This is a genomic window from Paraglaciecola chathamensis S18K6, assembly GCA_000314955.1.
GTDB classification, from domain to species: Bacteria; Pseudomonadota; Gammaproteobacteria; order Enterobacterales; family Alteromonadaceae; genus Paraglaciecola; species Paraglaciecola chathamensis.
Map to the genome: position 1 here is coordinate 188,612 of BAEM01000053.1, position 21,105 is coordinate 209,716.

General features: G+C 44.9%; 15 protein-coding genes. 11 read left to right on the forward strand and 4 right to left on the reverse strand.

The window, feature by feature from the left end; translation table 11 throughout:
- Nucleotides 1-255: 255 nt before the first annotated feature.
- From GCHA_RS19480 to GCHA_RS19495, 4 genes are all read left to right on the forward strand, one after another.
- Nucleotides 256-1,845: a sugar porter family MFS transporter gene (locus GCHA_RS19480; RefSeq protein WP_007991405.1), complete on the forward strand. Its 1,590-nt coding sequence runs from the start codon at nt 256-258 to the stop codon at nt 1,843-1,845.
- A gap of 1 nt (nt 1,846) precedes the next feature.
- A complete protein-coding gene (locus GCHA_RS19485) occupies nt 1,847-2,797 on the forward strand; it encodes a sugar kinase (protein WP_007991407.1) in 951 nt (316 codons plus the stop codon).
- 43 nt (nt 2,798-2,840) lie between these two features.
- Entirely contained in the window at nt 2,841-3,926 is a 1,086-nt protein-coding gene (locus GCHA_RS19490; protein ID WP_007991409.1) for a glycoside hydrolase family 117 protein, read from the forward strand.
- A gap of 62 nt (nt 3,927-3,988) precedes the next feature.
- The gene (locus GCHA_RS19495; RefSeq protein ID WP_007991411.1) at nt 3,989-4,258 is read left to right on the forward strand and encodes a helix-turn-helix domain-containing protein; all 270 of its coding nucleotides are present in this window, start codon (nt 3,989-3,991) and stop codon (nt 4,256-4,258) included.
- A 41-nt stretch (nt 4,259-4,299) separates the two neighbouring features.
- On the opposite strand, the gene GCHA_RS19500 is transcribed toward GCHA_RS19495, so the two are convergent.
- The gene (locus GCHA_RS19500; RefSeq protein WP_039992854.1) at nt 4,300-5,550 is read right to left on the reverse strand and encodes an ABC transporter substrate-binding protein; all 1,251 of its coding nucleotides are present in this window, start codon (nt 5,548-5,550) and stop codon (nt 4,300-4,302) included.
- A gap of 104 nt (nt 5,551-5,654) precedes the next feature.
- On the opposite strand from GCHA_RS19500, the gene GCHA_RS19505 reads away from it, so the two are divergent.
- The 6 genes from GCHA_RS19505 to GCHA_RS22955 all read left to right on the forward strand — a co-directional run bounded on the left by GCHA_RS19505 (nt 5,655) and on the right by GCHA_RS22955 (nt 16,769).
- Nucleotides 5,655-7,175, forward strand: a complete 1,521-nt coding sequence (locus tag GCHA_RS19505) for a methyl-accepting chemotaxis protein (protein ID WP_007991416.1) — start codon at nt 5,655-5,657, stop codon at nt 7,173-7,175.
- Nucleotides 7,176-7,714: 539 nt separating this feature from the next.
- Nucleotides 7,715-11,386, forward strand: a complete 3,672-nt coding sequence (locus tag GCHA_RS19510) for a TonB-dependent receptor (protein WP_007991417.1) — start codon at nt 7,715-7,717, stop codon at nt 11,384-11,386.
- A gap of 73 nt (nt 11,387-11,459) precedes the next feature.
- Complete coding sequence (locus tag GCHA_RS19515; protein WP_007991419.1) at nt 11,460-13,595, forward strand: hypothetical protein; 2,136 nt, start codon at nt 11,460-11,462, stop codon at nt 13,593-13,595.
- An 83-nt stretch (nt 13,596-13,678) separates the two neighbouring features.
- Nucleotides 13,679-15,292, forward strand: a complete 1,614-nt coding sequence (locus tag GCHA_RS19520; protein ID WP_052018008.1) for a tryptophan halogenase family protein — start codon at nt 13,679-13,681, stop codon at nt 15,290-15,292.
- A gap of 40 nt (nt 15,293-15,332) precedes the next feature.
- Entirely contained in the window at nt 15,333-16,052 is a 720-nt protein-coding gene (locus GCHA_RS19525) for a SapC family protein (protein ID WP_007991423.1), read from the forward strand.
- 45 nt (nt 16,053-16,097) lie between these two features.
- Nucleotides 16,098-16,769, forward strand: coding sequence for a putative glycoside hydrolase (locus GCHA_RS22955; protein WP_007991425.1), 672 nt, complete (start codon nt 16,098-16,100; stop codon nt 16,767-16,769).
- Between the two features lie 362 nt (nt 16,770-17,131).
- On the opposite strand, the gene GCHA_RS19535 is transcribed toward GCHA_RS22955, so the two are convergent.
- On the reverse strand, nt 17,132-18,271 hold the full coding sequence (locus GCHA_RS19535) for an NHL repeat-containing protein (protein WP_007991427.1): 1,140 nt from the start codon (nt 18,269-18,271) through the stop codon (nt 17,132-17,134).
- Nucleotides 18,272-19,054: a phytanoyl-CoA dioxygenase family protein gene (locus GCHA_RS19540; protein ID WP_007991428.1), complete on the reverse strand. Its 783-nt coding sequence runs from the start codon at nt 19,052-19,054 to the stop codon at nt 18,272-18,274.
- A gap of 245 nt (nt 19,055-19,299) precedes the next feature.
- Between GCHA_RS19540 and GCHA_RS19545 the strand changes: the two genes are divergently transcribed.
- Nucleotides 19,300-20,070, forward strand: coding sequence for an IclR family transcriptional regulator (locus GCHA_RS19545; RefSeq protein ID WP_007991430.1), 771 nt, complete (start codon nt 19,300-19,302; stop codon nt 20,068-20,070).
- A 135-nt stretch (nt 20,071-20,205) separates the two neighbouring features.
- On the opposite strand, the gene GCHA_RS19550 is transcribed toward GCHA_RS19545, so the two are convergent.
- Nucleotides 20,206-21,105 (reverse strand): DUF7281 domain-containing protein, encoded by a 900-nt coding sequence (locus tag GCHA_RS19550; RefSeq protein WP_007991432.1) that lies wholly within the window; start codon nt 21,103-21,105, stop codon nt 20,206-20,208.

Genomic DNA, 21,105 nt, shown 5'->3' on the forward strand with positions numbered 1-21,105 from the left:
GGGATGATAATTGTCTTATACTGCGTCGCAAAATTTAGTGTTAATGCACAACAGTGAAGCATAACAGCAGAAACTCATTAACATTCTGGTAAACGTCATTAATGGCTTAACCCACCCAACATCAGTGTTATAAAACCGACGCGGTGCCGACTTGCATTTAAGAATAATTAATTGTTAACAATTATCAATATTTACGTTAGCATAAAGCAAAGACGATTTGAGTAACCTTGTGACTCAAGCAAAATAGGAACACCAATGAATAATCAAGTTAGACATGTATTCTTCTGCGCAATTGTAGTGGCATTCGGAGGATTCATTTTTGGTCTAGACGCTGCCCTCATCTCTGGTACAGTGCGTTTTATCTCTGCTGAGTTTGCCCTGTCAGACTTGCAAATCGGTGCGGTAGTCAGTGCCCCTGGCTTCGGTGTTTTGTTTGCTTTACTGATCACAGGCTTTATTTGCGATAAGTACGGTCGTCGTCAGGCACTGCTAATTATTTCTTTCCTCTATATTTTGTCAGCTGTGGCATCCGTATGCGCGTTCTCATTTGAAATGTTGGTAACGGCGCGCTTTGTCGGCGGGTTAGCATTTACATCATTATCGGTGGCCGCCATGTATATCGGTGAAATTGCTCCGCCAAAACTGCGTGGTAAATTGGTCGCTATGATCCAAATTAATATCGTTATTGGCCTCTCAGCGGCGTATTTTGCCAACTACATGATATTGCAAGTATCACAAATGGAGGCGGATTGGGTTTATGCGCTTGGCCTAGATACGCATACGTGGCGCTGGATGCTCGGCATAGAAGTTGTGCCTGCGGTCATTTGGCTATTCTTGCTTGTTTTAATCCCTCGAAGCCCTCGCTGGTTGGTGATGAACAATCGCATCAGTGAAGCGACCACCGTATTGCATCAATTTTTGACTAACCAAGAAGTCGAAAAAGAATTAGAGCAAATTCAGCATAGTGTGGCTCTAGGCGATAAACACACCCTATCTACCATGCAAGCTATAAAAGCCATGTTCGGTAGCAAAATGCGTAAAGCAGCCCTGATTGGTTTAACCATGGGTGTTGTGCAGCAAATTACCGGCATCAATGCGATTATGTTCTATGCCCCAACAGTCTTTGAGCAAGTTGGCTTAGGGACAAATGCGGCGTTTTTTCAAGCGCTGATCGTCGGGTTAGTCAGTGTGTTGTTTACTGTTGCAGCGGTGCTTTTGGTGGACAAACTCGGACGTCGACCACTGGTTATTTACGGCTTAGCGGCGGGCACCATTAGCTTATTCATGTGTCACTACGCGTTTAGTCATGCCACTTACATGCTTACCCCAGAGCAAATCTCATCGTTTACCAATGAACACAGCATCGCCAGTATGCACAATATGCTAAATACCGCGTTTAGCTCAGATATAGAATTTAAAAATCAATTACAGTCGGTTATTGGCGTCGAAGAATTCAGACGTCATGAAGGTCAACTCATGCAAATGGCAACTAACGTCAACGCGAACATGATATTAATTGGCGTAATGGGCTACATCGCTGCATTTCACTTCTCGATTGGCCCTGTTATGTGGGTGCTGTTCTCAGAAATATTCCCTATTGCCATTCGCGGTACTGCTATCCCCATGTTTGCCCTACTAGCGAGTATTGTTAGCTACTTAGTGCAACAGTTCTTCCCGTGGCAACTAAGTCACATGGGAGCCAGTAATATCTTCTTGTTCTACGCTATCAGTGGTGCCATAGGTTTTGTGATTTTATTTAAAATCATGCCCGAAACCAAAAACAAGACTATCGAAGAAATTGAGCTGGATTTAGACAGCACGAAAAACAAAGTGAGTGTGGCCTAATATGCGTAATCCATCACTTTTGGCCATTGGCGAATGCATGGTCGAGTTGAGTGTTAACTCACAAAATTCGCTGCAGCATTCGTTTGCAGGCGATACCTATAACTCTTTAGTGTACGCAAAACGTTGGCAGCCCGAAATCGACTGTTTCTTTTTGTCAGGCATTGGGCAAGATATGTTTAGTAGCATGATGACGAAGCATTGGCAAAAGCACGGTATTCATAGTCAATTCACGCTTTCCTCCCCTGAACATAATGTGGGTATATACGCGATAAAAAATGATCCCAATGGTGAAAGACAGTTCGATTATTGGCGTAAAAACTCCGCCGCTACCCAGCTAATGTCACTAATTGAGCAAAGTGATAGCGAATCTACTTGGCCACATTTCGACTTGGTTTATTTCAGTGGAATATCCCTAGGAATATTAGCTGAAGACGACAAGTCCCGATTTATTGACTTAATAAAACGGTTAAGAAGCAAAGGCAGCAAAATCGCATTCGATCCAAACTACCGTCCTAAGATGTGGACAGGCAAGGCCCACGCTATTAAGTGGCTTGAAGCCGCGTATGGCGTGAGCGACATAGTCTTACCGGGAACCGAAGATCATCAAGATCTATTAGGCCATACCGGGGTAGAAGAGATAGTCAGTTACTGCACAAAGCACCAGGTAAGCGAGCTCGTCATTAAAGCGGGTAAACAAGGCGTTTTTGCTTTTGAAAACGCCCAAGCCGTATGTCATGTGCCTTTTACTCCTGCAAAAGTGCAGCGCGACACGACCGCCGCAGGAGACTCTTTTGCCGGGGTTTACTTAGCATGCAGAATGGCAAACAAAGATGTTCAATCAGCTATTGAGCAAGCATCAGGGGCCGCAGGCCTCGTTGTGCAACACCAGGGTGCCATTGTAGAGCACAGTATTTTTGATGTATTCCGCCAGCAATTCATTCAGGCGCTTTAACGCCAATTGGAAAACATCTAACCGTTAGTACGAGGAAATTTTAATGACTCAGGCCAACCAAAAACAAAGCCTAGCCACCAAGCGCGCTATCGAGCGCGGTTACGATTCAAAGAACGCTGACTGGATGATCGAATTCGAATCCAGCCCGCTAAAAGGTGACTTTGCCTTTGAAGAAGGGGTGATACGTCGCGACCCAACATCTGTGATATCAGTAGATGGTGTATACCATTGCTGGTACACCAAAGGCACAGGCGAAACCGTTGGTTTTGGTAGCAGTAACCCAGAGGATAAAGTGTTCCCGTGGGATTTAACGGAAGTGTGGCACGCCACGTCAAATGATGGTGAAACATGGCAAGAGCAAGGCCCAGCGATTCAACGAGGCGCCTCGGGAGAGTTTGACGATCGCGCAGTTTTTACCCCAGAAGTGCTCGCCCATGAAGGAAAATACTATTTGGTATATCAGACGGTGCAGTTTCCCTACACCAATCGGCAAATCGAACAAATTGCTATCGCGCACGCGAATTCGCCCTTTGGCCCTTGGGTAAAATCAACCGCGCCTATTCTCAGCCCCTCTATGGACGGCGAATGGTTGGGCGAAGAAGACAACCGTTTCCATGTTAAGTCAAAAGGCAGCTTTGACAGTCATAAAGTGCACGATCCTTGTTTGTTGGTTTTCAATGGAAAATTCCATTTGTATTACAAAGGGGAAACCATGGGCGAAGAAATGAATTTTGGTGGCCGAGAAATAAAACACGGCGTTGCCATAGCTGACAACATTTTAGGCCCGTATCACAAGTCTGAATACAATCCCATTTCTAACAGTGGCCACGAAGTCGTCGTGTGGAACTACAAAGGCGGGGTTGCTAGCTTATTAACCACAGATGGGCCAGAAAAGAACACCATTCAATTTGCTCCAGACGGCATTAATTTTGATATTAAAGCCCATATTAAAGGTGCGCCAGAAGCGATTGGCCTTTACCGCCCTAGCGAAACACAAGACCCCCCTACCCCAGGCTTACATTGGGGTTTGTGTCACAAGTACGATCCGAGTTGGAATTGGAATTACATTTGTCGCTATCGCCTGAAAAAACAAATATTGGACGCTGGCACTTTTCAAAACAGTAACTAGTGGTGGACCAACTGTGGACATCAAAAGTCAATGTTTACGTACAACAGTAAGAGGATGAACCCATGTACAAAAGCATGCAATTAATCGACATGTTGAGGAAAAAATACCGTCTACGGTCTGACAACACCGTTGCCAAAAAGCTTGGTGTATCGCGTTCAGCCGTTAGCCGTTACCGCAATCAAACTGGCTCTATCGATGACAGGCTGGCGGTAGAAATAGCTGAAATGCTCGCCCTTGACCCGTTTGAAGTGCTCGCATCGATGCGTTGCGAACGTGCAGCGCGTAACAACAGCCCGACAGACATCAATTTTTGGCGTAAATACGCAGCCTAAACGCTTTGTTTAGGCTGTTTGATTACCTGCTATAGCCAAGCTTATAACAAATAGGCTTGCCTAGCATTCTCCAGTGCGCTGAGCGTAGCATCTACATTTTTGCTGTCCATAAACTCAGTAAATATAACCGTGCCAGCGCTCCCCATTTTTTCATTGGTGTCTCTATCAAAAAATTGCGACAGCCCAGCCGCATTATTTAAAACCTTCTGCCCTTGCTGGATAAAATAATCATCTTTGCTTTGTACTTGCTTGTTAGGCGAAATCATCGAAGAAACATCGTTATAGCGTTTTTGAAAGTCTAGCCCTGCAATCGACAGCAAATAATGCTCAATCGTCTTATTCATTTTGGTGTAATTTGGCACCATAAGTAAATCCATTGGCGCCTCTTCGTATGCTGGTATCGCAGGGTTAATTTGCGGGAATGGGAAAAACCGGAAATCCTCTTTAAGTAAAGGGGGTAACCCACCTGCGAAAAAGTTTCCAATCAAAGTCATTCCTGCCATTTTGTGGTACATAAACGGCATGGCTTGTTGCCAATCCCAACCATTATAACGTGTGGTAAAGTAACCCTTATTAAGCAGTAATTTCCATTTTTCAAAAACGTCTCTTACCCCCTTATCCGTGAATGGGATCTCACCTTGCAATAATCGCTGATGGTAATCCAATCCGTTAATACGCAGGTTTAAATAATCAAACCAAGCCGCAGAAGTCCATTTATTGGCCGCCCCTATGGTGATAGGCGTGATCCCAGCATTTTTCAGGGTTTCACACACATTCAAAAAACTCTTCCAATCCGCTGGGGGTTGCAAATTTAGTTCATCGAAAACGGACTGTCGGTAATAAAACCCCCACTGATAATAAGACGTCGGGATCGCATAGCGCTTGTTGTTCAATGAAATAGCGCCTATGGCCCCTTCACTAAAAGAAGCATCTAGACCATGCTCTGACCAAAGGCGAGACAAGTCTTTTACCTGATTGTTTCGCACATACTGATAAAGCCTAGGGCCACCTTGCCACGTTAAAATATCTGGGCCACTACCTTGCGATAACCACTTTACAATCGACTTTTTAAAATCAGCATCTGAATAAAACGACAAGATCACTTCGCTGCCGGGATATTGCGCTTCAAATGATTTGGCATGGCGCAAAAAACTGCTTTTTTGCGGCCCAGAAGTACTTAAAATAGCCACTTCAATGGACTGTGCCAAAACCGAGCTAGAAATCAACATACCCATGATACAAGAATAAAAAAAGATTAAAGGGCTACGCCATTGATGCCGACAGTTCAACATAGGTCTCCTTTTTCGTAACAATTTTATAATAATATAGTTACACTAACTGATTGTTAATATTTATCATACTTTATAAAAGAATAGACACAGTACTTGGATGTCATATGAATCTGCGTAAAAAGCTAAACTTAGTTACTTTTGTTGTTGTTACGTTAACCTTGGTTGTTTTTCAAATCGTTATCACATCGATAAACCAAGTTAATCTTGCGGACAAGGTCGCAAAGTCAGCACAAAATACTACAGAACGCCTGAGTATTACCTTGGCTGATTCCCTGTGGAATTACAATATTGCCAATGCAACACAAATTGCTAAAGCAGAGTTAGGTACCAACGACCTAGTTGAACTAAGAGCGTTTAATCGCGAAAACGACCTCTTATTTAGCGTAACGTGGGATGAACGCACGCAACAGGTAATAGACGATGAGTTTAGCGGTGATGTACATTCACGCATTGAAAAAACCATACAATTCAAAGACCAAGACGATTTCATTGATGCCGGTAATATTGAGCTAACTTTTTCTTCTGCTACCTTAGATAACGCATTAAATGATGCGATATATCAATCCATTATCCAGATAGTGATTCTTGACGCTGTGCTGATGTTCTTTATGCATCTATTTATCAGTAGGTTGGTAGTAGCCCCTTTGGAAAATATCACCGCCCGAGTTCAGGATATTGCGCAAGGAAACGGTGATTTAACCCAGCGCGTAAATTATACCAGCTCAGATGAGCTAGGCGTGTTGGCAACAGGCATCAATCGCTTTATCGATAACGTGCACAGCGTAGTAAGTGAGATTGTCGGCGTATCTAAAACCTTAGATGCAAGTGCAGAAGACAGCCAAGCAAACGTTGAGCAGTTGAACGTACAAGTGCAGGATCTTAATAATCAAGTGTCTATGATTTTATCCGCAGTACAAGCACTGGATCAGACCGCAGTAGATGTTGCCCATAAGGCCTCTGAATCCTCCAGTATCACTCAGGATACAAGTTCATTAGCCAGCGAAGGCATGCGCAAAGTCAACAGCTCAAGTGCGCTCATACAAACGCTTGCCGAAAACATGCGAGAATCGACCACCAAAACAGAAATGCTCGAAAAGCACTCTCAATCAATTGATACCGTGATACAGGTCATTAAGGGGATTGCTGAACAAACCAATCTATTAGCGTTAAATGCAGCAATAGAAGCTGCCCGTGCTGGTGAGCAAGGCCGTGGTTTTGCTGTGGTGGCAGATGAGGTACGCACCCTTGCCCAACGCACCCAAGTATCAACGGGTCAAATTACCGAAATCATTGAAAAGCTACAGCAACAATCAAGCGAAACACTGGCGGTCATGCAAAATGGCCAAAAAATGATGGATGAAAATGTCGATTCAGTTGCCGAAGCAGAAAGTACATTTAGTGATATCAAGCGCGCCATTGAGACAAGTCTTCAGGGCGCGCTAGGAATTGCCACAGATACTGACAATCAAAAGAACACGCTAGGGGAAATAAAACAAAACGTGGAGAACATTAAGGACAGCAACGAACGCACCCTCGATATCGCTCAGCGCAGCTCCGTGATCAACCAACAAATCGTCAAGATGAGCCACTCTGTTGCCGAATTAAGTGAGAAATTTAAAATTTAACCTCCCACAACGACGCTGCGCGCAAAATTGATGGCCAGCATCGTGCTGGCTTTAAGGCGTTACTTTTGCAACGCGGTGTTAATTCTGTGAGATTTTTTGTCACCTTTCCTCGATAAAGATCTCTTGTCACCTTTCCTCGATAATAAACCTGTTTTGCGCACTTTTACCCCTTTGCATCACAGTAAAGTTCATCAATTTGCAGGCAAAATAACTAGTTAAGTATCCTTTTTATGGCATTAAACACAGCTTCAGCATCTGCAACCACTTATTAGACTAAAGCATAATACACTGATAACTAAGGCTTAAATGTACATAGCCAGATAAAAATACCTCGAGAAACTTAACGTTAATTGTTAACAAAAAACCTTTGACAAGAGCTAAACCAAATGTTTACATGTGTTTTACATTTTAAGTGTAATAAAATGTTCATACGAGATTTGTGTGGGCCCTTAAAATGAGTCTGGTCGGCTTAGCGAATACGCTAGTCAAATAACACCAAGGCGAATAACGACATTTATAATTACCGGGAACAATTAACTATGTCTAACGCATTCACCACACCATTTAAATTGAGCGCTATCTCAATTGCGGTGTTAATGGCATCAAACACCATTGCACAAACGCAAGAAGAACAAAATACGCAGAGTAAAACTGAAACCCAAGTCGAATCAAAAGAAGCAAGCGACATGGAAATAATTGAAATTACAGGCTTAAAAAGTAGCCTGAAAAAGTCAATTAACGACAAACGCTTCTCACAAAACTTAGTTGATACGATTAATGCTGAAGATATCGGTAAATCAACCGACCAGAATGTGGCGGATGCGTTAAGCCGAGTCACTGGCGTATCGTTAGTAACGCGAGACGGTGAAGGTACACAAGTAACGGTGCGCGGTGCTACCGCGAATCAGAATAACATCACCATTAATGGTCAGCAGCTAACCTCTACAGATTTTAGCCAAGCAGTAGATCTAAGCTCGTTTTCAGCTGATATATTGTCAAAGCTAGAGGTCGTGAAGACCTCTAGTGCCGACCAAGACGAAGGCTCGTTAGGCGCGAACATAAACCTCATTACGCTTAAGCCTTTAGATCAAAAAGAAGGCATACGTTCTTTCACGGCCCAGGGGCGTTATAACGACTTTGCCGAAGAAGAAGATTACAAAGTCCAGTTTACCTTTACTGAAAAGTTCCTCGACGACCGTCTGGGTATCGCTTTCTCCGCTTATGACCAAACATCGAGTATTCGTCGCGATCAGTACCGGGTAGATAGATTTGAAGCCTCCACCATTATCGATTCGGCAAGTGATATGGACGGCAATGCAATCTCTGGCGTAAAGGGCATACGTCCTACCGCAACGCGATATGAATTGCACCAAAACACCACAGAGCGTCAAGGTTTAACCTTTGGACTGCAGTTTTTGCCGGATGATGTGTCTGAGTTAAATTTAGATATCACATACTCTGAACAAGAGTACGCTACCCGCCAAGACGCGGTTATCACCCGTGCAACGGGTAACAAAAACTTTGTAGAGGGCGTTGAGCCACTAGGAAGCCAGCGTCCCCCTGCTCCGTTTACCGATCCACAAACAGATTGGTATGTTATTGATACCAACACCAACACCATGCTTAGAGAGTTAAACCGTTTCGGAGCTGGTGACTTACAGGCGTCTCAAGGAGGCGACGATCAGAAAAACGGCAGCATTTCACTGACCTATAAACGAGAATTAACAGATACATTTCGTGTATCTAGTCAATTTGGTTACTCTAAAAGTGAATCGAAAAGCCTACCCAGTGCCTTTGCCGCCATGCAAAACTTTCCGCAGGTACCTGCTGTCAAGCTTTACGACGCAGGTCGAGACGTTGAGCCTGTGGGATACGATTGCACCACTGGTACCTGTGAAATGGTGTTCGGAAGCTCTTTCGCCGATTTAGGGGAACAAATCGTTAATGAAACAGACCCGGACACAGGTATATACATACCGGGTTATGAAGACAACACCGTTTTTACCGGCTACAACCCTGCAGATATTAACGCTCAACATTTAAGTTTTTTAAGTGAAAGAGACGTTACCGTTAGCGATGAATTGGCTAATGGTCAACTTGATTTTGAATACGATTTCGACCGCTACGGTGTAACCTCATTCGAATTCGGTGCAAAGGTTACTAAGCGTACGAAAGACGTAGATAACCAGACGTATCAATTTAACTCAGTGACCGCCACTGAGGTAGTAGAAGATGAATTTGGTAACGCGGTTGCCATACCGGGTGGCGCACTATTAGATATTCGCGCTAACTTAATCGCCCGTGAAGGCGGCCTGCCCTATGATGATTTTATGGAGTCTTTAGGGTATGCCCGTAACGAGGCCACCACAGGATGGACACCTGTCGACCCAGCATACGCAGTAAGCCTATTGTTGGACGATGAAAACACGGTAAGAACCCCTAACGATTCAGAGTCTCGTATTACCGATATTGATACCCAAGCCTATTACTTTAAAACCAACTTTGATCTTTTTGACGGGCGTCTTACCGGTAATATCGGCATGCGCTATGTCAAAACAGACATTGCAGCTGAGGGCTATTCAGGGGCTGATTTTTGGCAATTCACGGAAACGCTGGAGCGAGAATTTGACCGCGTTATGTTACGTGATTTACGCGATACAAGCTTACCCGAGTGTCAAGCACCGGTTTATTCCGATCCTAATCAGCCACTTGGTTACGAAGAAAAATACCAACGTGTAGATGGCCAAGGATGGGATACCAGCAGTGGCCCCGATCCGTCAGGCTGGACGCGCATAGCAGACCAAGGCCCGTGTCACGACCCAGCATTTGCACAATGGGCTGCTTTTCAACAAGACCCTAGTTTACCCGACCCGGGCACATCCATTGGTTGGCTAAATATGTGGCGCTACGCAGATGTGTCCACTACGCGAAACAATGGTTGGGACGGTAATATTGTGTATGACGGTACCACACCATTGGCAACAGTGAATGCAAACCAGTTCTCAGCTGACTCGACGACCAACCGTGAGCTACAGTCATTTCGCGCGACTGATACCCATACATACACCAATTGGTTGCCTAGTTTAAATTTAAACTACGCCATTTCAGATGAAATGATCGGTCGCTTCTCTATTTCAAAGACCATGACTCGACCTGAAATTGATCAGCTGCGTCCTGGCTTCCAACTTACAGAAAATGGCTACTGGGGTTCAGGCAACCCAAATACGGGTAGTAGAGTATCCATGTATAATACCCAGTTAGAACCACTTGAGTCTAACAACTTGGATGTCTCGTTCGAATGGTATTTTAACGAAACTTCTATGCTTAGCGTGGCGGTTTTCCATAAAGACATGTCTAACTTCACCACGGTTGAAAATGCAGTTACGTATCTAAAAGATGTGCGTAACATTGAAACCCCAGTCAGCGGCAGTGAAATTATCTTACTGGCCGAAGATGATGGAACAGACGATCACGGCTTAGATGGCTGTATGCCACTAAGGGCAACGGCTGATTACGGATGGTGGCCTTCCGACCCAACCCGCTTTAGTAACGACTTGCGTGACCTATGTGCGCAGTACAGCGTTAGCAAAGTCGTGAATGGTAAAGGCGCGCAAATTACCGGCGTCGAGCTAGGCTATGTACAAACCTATGATTTCTTACCGGGATTCTTGTCGGGCCTAGGCGTTTCAGCCAACTATACCTATCAAGACAGTCAGTATGATCCAGACCGTTCTACTATCGACCCGAGCAAGACGCTACCGTCTTTCCCTGTGGCTGATACACCAGAGCATAGCTATAACGCTACCGTATTTTGGGAGCAAGACGGTCACCAGATCCGCCTCGCTTATCGCGGCACCAGCGACTCTTTAGTAGGAACAGATTACAACACTGGCTTACAAGGTAGGACCTGGAACCAAGGCTCAATTTGGAATGAAGGGCGCGGTAACCTCGACCTTTCTGCCTCTTACAAACTAAACGATAACGTTACCTTCTCATTACAGGCCATCAACTTACTAGATGATGAATTTAGAACGTATTTCACCAGTCGTGAATTGCAAGTCGAACGAGTATTTGCTGACAACGATGTAGGCTATCAATTTGTTGCCTTTGAAGAAGGAAATCCGTTAGAAGGAGACGCTACGCGTTCACGCACCTATACCCGCTATAAGGTCGGCACGACTTATCGCCTAGGTGTCAACGTTACGTTTTAAGGTTAGTTATTAAGATAGGCATAAGCGAGGTACATGACCACATGGGCCTCGCTCTCAGCAACGGTATATAGATATGAAATCAATTCCAAAAACAAAATTTTTATTAGCCAGCGTAGCATGTTCTGTCATTACTGCATGTGGCGGCAGCTCAGGTGGCTCTTCAACACCTGAAGTATCAAGCAATGCTCCTACACACGGCGGTGATATTGTTTTATCTTACTCGGAGAAAGATCCCTTTAAACGTTTATTTTTATTGGGTACGCCAACCGGTGAAGACAGTGGTGAAGGTGTCGCCACTGATATGGACGGCGATATTCTACGTATTAATAATATCAGCTCAAACTTAGAGGATATGACCGGTTTTGAAATCGATGGTCTGTATCTCGGCATTCGCCCGTCAGCAATCGCGCCAACCCTCGATACGGATGAGTCGCTTACTATGTCGCTCACGTATGACATTACTGATGGCAGCAATACCATTGCCAGAACAGCCACTATCACCATCATTGGAGAAGATGTTGCTCCTGAAGCTGAAGGTGATCTGGTAGGTAATTTTACTCGCGATGCTGGCACTGCCGTGCTTGACCTACTCAGAGGCGTCAGCGATGGCGATGAAGAGCCGCTTACCGCGTTTAATGTAGAGGCTGATAGCGAAAATCCGTACACTATTCCCTTCACAATAAACGAAAACAACGAACTTGAACTCGACATTAGCTCTGTTGAATCACAAATACCTGACGGCGAAAAAGTCACGTTTAATTACACTTATCAAGTCAAAGATCATCGTTTTGAAATCGATAGAAATTTAGTGGTCAATGTATTGGGCGTACAGGATATCCCTGGGGCTCCATTGATCTTAAATTACTTCTTAGAAGCCAGCGCGAATGAAACAGATACGGTTCAGGTATACGACTTAACCCAAGACACAGTTGAGCGTGAGGGTGATGCAATTGTGATCAATAACCTCACCCTAGACGGCGAATCTGAACTGCCCTACGGTGTGGAGCTTGATGGCAATATGCTGTCAGTTGATCCCCACGCCTTTTTCAATGAAATTGAAAATGGTCAAAGCAAAGTGCTCGAATTTCTGTTTGAAGTCGCAGACGATGCAGGCAACACCGCTGATGGGCAAAGAAGCTTAGTGGTCACCCTCAACGGAGAACAAACCAACTTAGTAGCAGCGGCAGGTTTCAACGCTGACTTTGAAGATGCGCAATACGTTGGCCCCCTTGATGCCACTAATAATACGGGTGGTTTTGTATGGGGCTGGGCTGGTTGGGCATGTCCTAATCCTGAGATAACAACAACCTCCGCTCGCACTGGTGATTATGGCTTGCATATGCAAGGCAGCTTCTGTCATTTTGAATTGCAAAATATCGTAGCGTCGCTGGAAAACGACCAAAAATACGCCATGTCTTATTGGTTAAATAACACAGCATCAAATGGCGCAAACGGTAACCCATATGTGCCTTTATTTACCACAGTGCCCGATGGCTCAAGCCTAGATAATCGGTTTTGGTTAGGTGGTCGCTATTTCGATCAGTCACTCAATACCTGGATGGAGCATGTGCAAATTATTGATACTGGCGATGCTGGTGCATGGGATGGCTACGAGACATTGCCGGTCCACTTTGGTTTATTAAAGTACGATGAGTCAAACGCTGGAGGTGAGCACAATATTGACGACCTAAATATGGTCAAATATGGCCACTATGATCTCGCCGCGCACGATATGCTAGTGGACAATGCGGGGCTGTTTGATGACGCGCAAACGGTTACCAGCGATGGCGGCACTGTTGAAATTCGCGATGTGGATGACACGCAAAAGCTATTCGTTGATACCACGGGCGCAGCAGATGGGGTTACGGTTAGTTTGCCGGTAAAAGCGGGGGCGATCAACACTAGCGGGCGTTACGCAGTGGTAATGGATGCGCAGCTGATTAACCATGACACTTTGCATACCGCCGGCGAGAGCACAGTCGTGTTATATGAGTTAACCTTGTCTAACGGCACTGACTCTATCGCAGCAAATGGCAGTGGTATGACTAAGGGGGCAGAAATCACAACCTCTGACATCATTATTACTGAGGAATTTGGCCGCAGCGCGGAAATTGATTGGGCTGAACAGACCATGAGCCTCAATATAAAATTAAGCGAGTCGGATGCTCAGTATTACATTGATAATGTGCGTTTAATCGCTATTCCGTAGCGACTCGGAATAAAAAACGCAGGTAGATATTAATTCAAAGCCTTATGACTGACGTTCATAGGGCTTTTTTATTTACCACAGCCATGACATTTAACGAGCAGCTTAATAGGGAAAAGTACGTGCAACTAAATTCACAGGTTAAAGACATCGTCATTGTCGGTGGTGGCACTGCTGGTTGGTTGACGGCCGGTTTACTCGCATCTCGTTTATCTTCTCGGGTGCAAAGCGGTAAACTTAACATCACGTTATGTGAGTCTCCTGATGTACCGACTATCGGTGTAGGTGAAGGAAGTTGGCCCACGCTGCGCAGCACCTTGCAAAGCATAGGAGTCACAGAAACTGACTTCATACGTCAGTGTAATGTGTCATTTAAACAAGGCTCACGTTTCGTAAATTGGCAGCACGACCGCCCCAGCCAATATGATCACCCTTTTGATGTTCCCCAACAAGCAAGTCAAGGGGCTGAAGCTCAGCACTGGTTATCCACTCAAAGCCAAGAGCCCTTTAGCCAAGCCTACTGTTTACAAACCGAATTGGCGAATAACAACTTAGCCCCCAAGCTTATCACTACCCCAGAGTTCACCGGGTTTGCTAATTACGGTTATCATTTAGACGCCGCATTATTTGCTGAGTTCCTGCGCGAACACTGCATACAACATTTGCAGGTGAAACATGTGCTTTCGAACGTCAAACAGGTTGAACAAGATGAAAATGGCGATATTACCTGTTTGCACCTTGCCGTGCCTAGCCAGGATAACTCAAATCACCCTGATCACATTAACGGTGATTTATTTGTCGATTGCACTGGCTTTCGCGCACTGTTATTAGGTGACACCTTAGGCGTGTGCAACACGCAAGTTGACGATGTGCTTTTTGCCAATAATGCTATCGCCACGCAACTCCCCTACGTCGAACAGAATAGTCCGATCGCCTCCTTTACTGAGTCGACAGCTCAAGATAACAGCTGGATTTGGGATATAGGCCTACCCAACCGGCGCGGCATTGGCTATGTATACAGCGATAGATATTGCGATGAACAAGACGCCCATCGCACCTTGGTTAAGTTTCTTCAGAAAACCCAGCAAAACACTGACACGCTGAGCTACAAACAGATTCATTTTACCCCTGGATACAAGCAACAATTTTGGAAGAACAACTGTGTTGCTATCGGATTATCTGCAGGCTTCATCGAGCCCTTAGAGGCATCAGCACTTGTGTTGGTTGAGATGTCAGCCAACATGCTAGCAGAGCAGCTTCCTAACACGCGAAGTTGCATGGATGTTATCGCCAAACGCTTCAATCAAACCTTTACTTATCGTTGGCAACGCATCATTGACTTTCTGAAACTCCATTATGTGTTGAGCCGGCGCAGCTCAGCTTTTTGGCAAGTCAACAGAGCACAAAGCTCTGTACCTGACTCGCTAAAAGAGCTGCTTGCCTTGTGGCAACACAAGGTGCCTGATATGAACGACTTCCCTGCGCGAGATGAAGTGTTTCAAGCCGCGAGCTACCAGTTTGTTTTGTACGGGGCCGGCTTTAAAAGCAAATTACTCAGTACACCGGATAAAAACCTACTTGAAGCAGCAGAGCAGCAGTTTTTATCGATCCAAGGTTATACCTCCCAGCTAACAAATAAAACGATCAGTAATCGCGACTTGCTAAGCAAAATATACCGCTATGGTTTGCAAAAACGATGAAATCACTTTGCTTTAACTCAAACATTAGAAGAAGAATAATATGGCTACATTAGAACTCCTTTCACCAGCAGAACACAGCCAGTTGAAGATCATTCGCGGGGCATACCAGGACCCTAGCTTTGCTGTTAATTTAACCACAGTCATGACGTCTGAACTTGCTTTACTGGCCCATGAATATCCCATATTCTTTTATAAATCAGCCCGCAGCGGCCAATTTCAACTAGCGGCTCTGTTAGGGTTTGCATCAGGACAGAATTTATTTCTTAGTGACGGCAAGTGGACTGCCCGTCACGTGCCTCTGGATATTCAGCGACGCCCCTTTCAGTTGCATGTCCCAGATGATCTGGCGACTAAATCTGGACACTTAGCGATAGACCCACATAGTCCACAATTTTCAACAACACACGGGGAAGCGCTGTACAATCACGATAACTCGCCTACACCCGCCCTTTTACACCATCAAAGGTTATTTTCCCATTTGCTCAGCGCCAGCGAACACACCCGAAGTGTACTAGCAACCCTAGTAGAACATGACTTACTAGAGGGCGTTGAGCTTAACGTTGCACTAGATAAAGGCAACATAACGCTTAGTGACTTATATGCAGTCAACGTAAAAAACCTTAATGCCTTAACGGGTGATGCGTTGAAAGCCTGCCACGACCAAGGTGTTTTACAAGTATGCCATTTGGTCATGAGCTCAGGTTCGCACCTAGAAATGATGATTGAGCGTGCCAATGCGCAAAACACGGCCAGTAAATAGAACAAAAAACGCCCAGTTTATAACGATTAATCACGGAGAATCTGCATGACATCACCCCTATCGTTTCGTCTTTTTAAAGCTTTAAAGCGTGTTACATTGACCAGCAGCTTGTGCCTGATGCTGTTTAACGGTGGCTTGTATGCCCAAGAAGTTAAAAGCGTGCTTATTAACCACGGCGAAGCACTTGAACCCTGGGCAATGAGCCTACAGTTTGGCCAAACCAAGATCGAAAACAAACAAGCGAAAACCACTAAATCAAGTTTGGTCGCCTCCGTCAGTGATGGCGACGTAAATGCGATTAATTTTGTTTGGCGACCTCGCGGCGTAAAGAATCAGTGGGGATCAGAAGATAAAAGTGTTTCCACGCTGAATGTGATAAATAGTCAATACGCCACCGATTTAACCACAGCGTCTAAAAACATGGCGCTGTTATTAAACCTCCGTATTAACAAAGCGCCAAATAAACATGTCGAATTGTCCATGGAGTGTAATTGGGATTGGCAATGTCGCAGTACTATCCCCCTTAAAAGTATGCTTAAAGGGCTCCCTCAAAACGAATGGCTAAATGTTCCTGTTCCCGTGAAATGTTTTGACGACGGTAACTTTGACCTGAGTAAAGTGACTACTCCGTTCATCTTGTATACAGGGGGGCGAATGGACATCGATATTCGCAGTATCTCGCTGATCACTCTGCCTGAAGGCGCCTTCGGCTGCTAAAAATCGTCTCGGACTACCTTGTGACCCTTTGCTAATAAACCCGCTTATATAGCGGGTTTATTATCGTTCAGCCTAAACAACAAATGGGAATAGAATTATACCAATCCGCATTAATAAGTGACCGCCTCAGAATGCGTCCAGCGGTTTTTGATTAAGGCGTCGCTATGTAGTAATGGTTGTTCCCTTTCAAATAGTGAGAACGCAGAGCAAAAGCCGCTGGGGCATTCCTTGTAGGCGAGTTTTAAGAGGGCTTACACTGCGTTGCATGACTTCGAAAGAGAACAACTATTCATTCAGTCATACGCCTTGTTTAAGCCCTTTTAAACTCTCGCTGAGTCATCACTTATTAACGTGGAATGGTATTACACACGCTCTAACTTCATAGGGTAACTTTGGTTGGCATTCCACTGGCCGATGTATAGGTTTTCGTCTTCATCGACGCACAAGCCATGACAATGATTAAACACATCCCATGTGCTTTGCATGGGCTGCAACTGACCATTGATATACTCCGGCGCTGTGCCGCCAAGATTCGCCACCACACGATTGTGTTTATCAAACACACTGATAAACCCAGAATCATCTTGATTTTTGCCTTCAATATGCGACCAACATACAGGCGCGTAGAAATGCTCACCTTTGAATACTGGACCACCAATATACGCGCCATTCGCATCAATCGTACCTATATATTCACCCGTCATAGAGAATCGCTTCAAGCAGTGGGCGCCTCGCGAACTCACAATCAACTCAGGTGCACCGCTTCGCGTGTCAATGCCAATACCATGAGTATTCGATAGATTATAATTAGGGTCAGAATTATCGTGGCCGCCCCAGCAGCGAATAAATTGTCCTTGAGAGTTGTATTGCAATAAATAATCTGAGCCGTAACCGTCTGTAACGTACATATCCCCTTTTTCACTGATGGCAATGTCCGTTGGTCTAAAAGGTTGATCCGGCCGGTATACGCCATACGTTTGAGGATGCCCGATACTGAAAAGTAAGCGTCCCGACATGTCTAGCTTTGCAATAAACCCTGATTGCGCCACAACGCGATTATACGGTGAATCCCATGCTTCAGTTGAATGCCCATCCCATAAACGGTTTTTCACCCAACCGCTATCGATAAGATACATAAAGTCGTCACCGTTTTCGTTGACAATCTTCACGCTGTGTCCACCTGGCATATGCGTGCTAAAAGTATCAAGTAACATACCGTCGCGGTTATAAATCACGATATTATTGCGCGGGTCGTCTGTGATCATGACGACCCTGCCCTTGGCATCAATATCCAGCCCATGGCAATTTTCCACAGGTGTCTGATTGGGATCAAGCCGCCCCCAATGCGCATTTACCCGATAGGTAAATTTACCTTGGCCGACTATCATCCCATGGGGATCGCGCATTGTTTTAGGTAACACCCACCCTGACGGCAACGCACTAGAAGTATCTTGTTCGCTATGTTGCTTAGTATTTTGCTGCGTAGCGTCTAAAACAGACATTTAAGATACCTTAGCTTCGTCTGTTTCTTGCCAATTTAGAATGGCGTCATCCCCTACTGGGCTAAAGGGGTAAAATTTGGCTTCATTCTCTTGAAACGACTGATTACTGACCGCGTTATAAGCGCAAATCATTGACCAGCGGGGTTCTGCCGCGCGGTTTTGATTTGACTTATGTAACAGATTGCAGTGGAAGAACAATACATCCCCTGGCTCAAGTTCCACATTCACCAATTCGTGAAACTTCATCGCTTCTTCGACAAAATCAAGTGCTGCCCCTTTTTGATCACCGGTTTTATTGTGATCTAAGCGTCCTAAATGATGAGACCCTTTTAATACCTGCAAACAGCCGTTTTCAACTGTGGCGCGATTGATAGCCACCATACAACTGATAGCCTTTGGATAAAGCATGTAGTTGTCACGATGCCAATAACCGAAATCTTGATGCCATTCCCATGCGCCGCCCACAAAGGGCTCTTTCATCATTATCTTGGTGCTGGTGTGGTAAACCGGCTCGCCGATTAGCGTTTCACATACCTCAGATAAACGACGACTACGAGAAAACATGCTGTATAAATCGTTACTTGTTTCTTGCCACAAACAGACTTTACTGACTGCTCCGCCTGAATCTTTTTTGTGCCAAGCACGATCATTTAAAGAGTCATCGTTAAACGCTTTTTCTTGTAAACGAGCGATTTCCTGTGCTGTGTAATAGCCGCGAGCGATGACGTATCCGTCTCGGTGAAAGTCTGCGATTTGCTGGTCAGTTAATGTGATCTTGCTCATAGATTTGTCCTCTTGTTAATCAAACCCGTAGTAAATTGTTAACAATGTTGACGCAAATTTGCTTTACACACAAGTTTATATTCATATAAAAATACAATATTTATATACAAATAAAAATTTATTATTAAAAATCAATGTCATGCTCGTTTAGCCAGCAGATAAAAATGTTAATCCATATGGCTTTGCTAGGCATTAGGCCCATCAATAGGTATTATCAGAATGAAGAAACTATGGAGTGATGTTCATTGAGTGACAAGCCAACGACCAAATATGCGGTACCGGCCCTCGATAAAGGGTTAGACATCCTTGAATATTTGGCCAGTCAAGAGTTACCTCGCTCGCAAAGTGAGATTGCCCAAGGTTTGGGGCGAAGCCCAAATGAAATATTCCGAGTATTGGTCGGCTTAGAAGCCAGAGGCTATTTACTCCGTGATGAGACCTCAGGGCGATACCGGATTTCATTCAAGTTATACAATTTGTCTCGCAGCATTTCACCGATTGAACAAATGCGGCAATGCGCTTTGCCTTACATGGAAGATCTCGCCGTCAAAATCGGCCAGTCTTGCTACTTGTGTATGTTGTATCAAAGTCAAACTATGGTCATTATTCAAGCACGCAGTCACAGCCCAGTTTTTCTGCACATTACTGAGGGCTCGTTGTTTTCAACCCGCACGTCTACCTCTGGCAAGGTGTTGTTGGCCAACAGTAACCCATCCGTGCAAGCTATGTTGCTAGAGCATGATAGCGGTTATGCTGATTTGAATAAGAAACAGCAACTGAGCGTAAACAAAGAACTAACACAGATTAGAGAAAACGGCCTATGCGTGCAGCCCAATAGCTTAATCGATGGCGTTACAGACGTGGCTACCCTGATTGGCCAGCCTGAAGGCAAGGTTATTGCCGCGCTTGCAGTATCATCGCTGCAAACCCAGTTAGGTAAACAAGTCGAGCAAGACAGTTTAATTAACCAGTTACAAGAGACTGCCCAGATCATCACGGAACAATTGGGCTGCTAATTTCAACGCGTTGTTGTATTTCTGCGCTTATGTGCATGTTTGAAAACGTATTGCCGGCGCATTAGCCAGTGCTATTTTTAACCTGTGCTATCAGTAGCCAGCTCTAACATTAAGCAGGGCTAACATTAAGCAAGACTAATAAAGCACTAACCTTTGCTGATACATCATTTGCTGGCGTAAACCAGCTTGTTGCTCGCACATTAGAGACAACAGTTCTTGCCATGGCTTCGGGCAGGCTTTCAATAAATTAGCTGCAAATTTACGCTGTTCATCTGGGTAGTGTTGTTTGACTAGATTGCTGACGAGCCAGTCTTCGCTGGGCAATAAAAGCTGTGAATAACCTCCGGATACCGCAATTCGCAAACCTGCCAAATCGAAATCACCAAAGTATATACACGGTTTATGTGGTCGTGTTTGCTGCCACTGTTTCAATAGCGCACTGGCCCCGGCGCTGTAAACACTGTCGCCGCGATAGATGACCAATAACTTTTCAAGCTGTTGGTGCATCGCCTTTTCAAAGATATGCCAATCATTAAAGCTATCGCGATTTTCTATCATCAGTAAATTATCGAAATCAGCCAAGTTTACGCGAGTAATATCCAGCTCTACATTGACTTGGCAACTGGCGTAAAACTGCCGAGCAAAGACGCGAAGCGTTTCAGTAGCGCTATGTTCTGGGGTTGTATCAGTAAGTGCACAAAGCACCAAGGATTGCGTCGGTTTAATAACACCTTGCTTTTCATCTGTACTTTTTGCTGCCGCGCTTTGGCGTGTATCTTGGCTAAAGTCGGCAAAGATATCCTCACCCAAACTCATTAAATAGGTATCGCGGATGGCATCTATGCCTGAGCGCGTAAAACGATAGCGCTTTTGATGCTTCAACCACTGACCTGGCTGAATATACTCCTGCTCGCACCACCTAAGAATCTGCATCACAGTGGCAATCTTGCTGGTGTAGGTTTGCTCATCATGCAACAAGGCAAAATACTGCTCTTTGAGCAGTGACTTTGCCTTTGGCGTTAACCCATCAGGCAT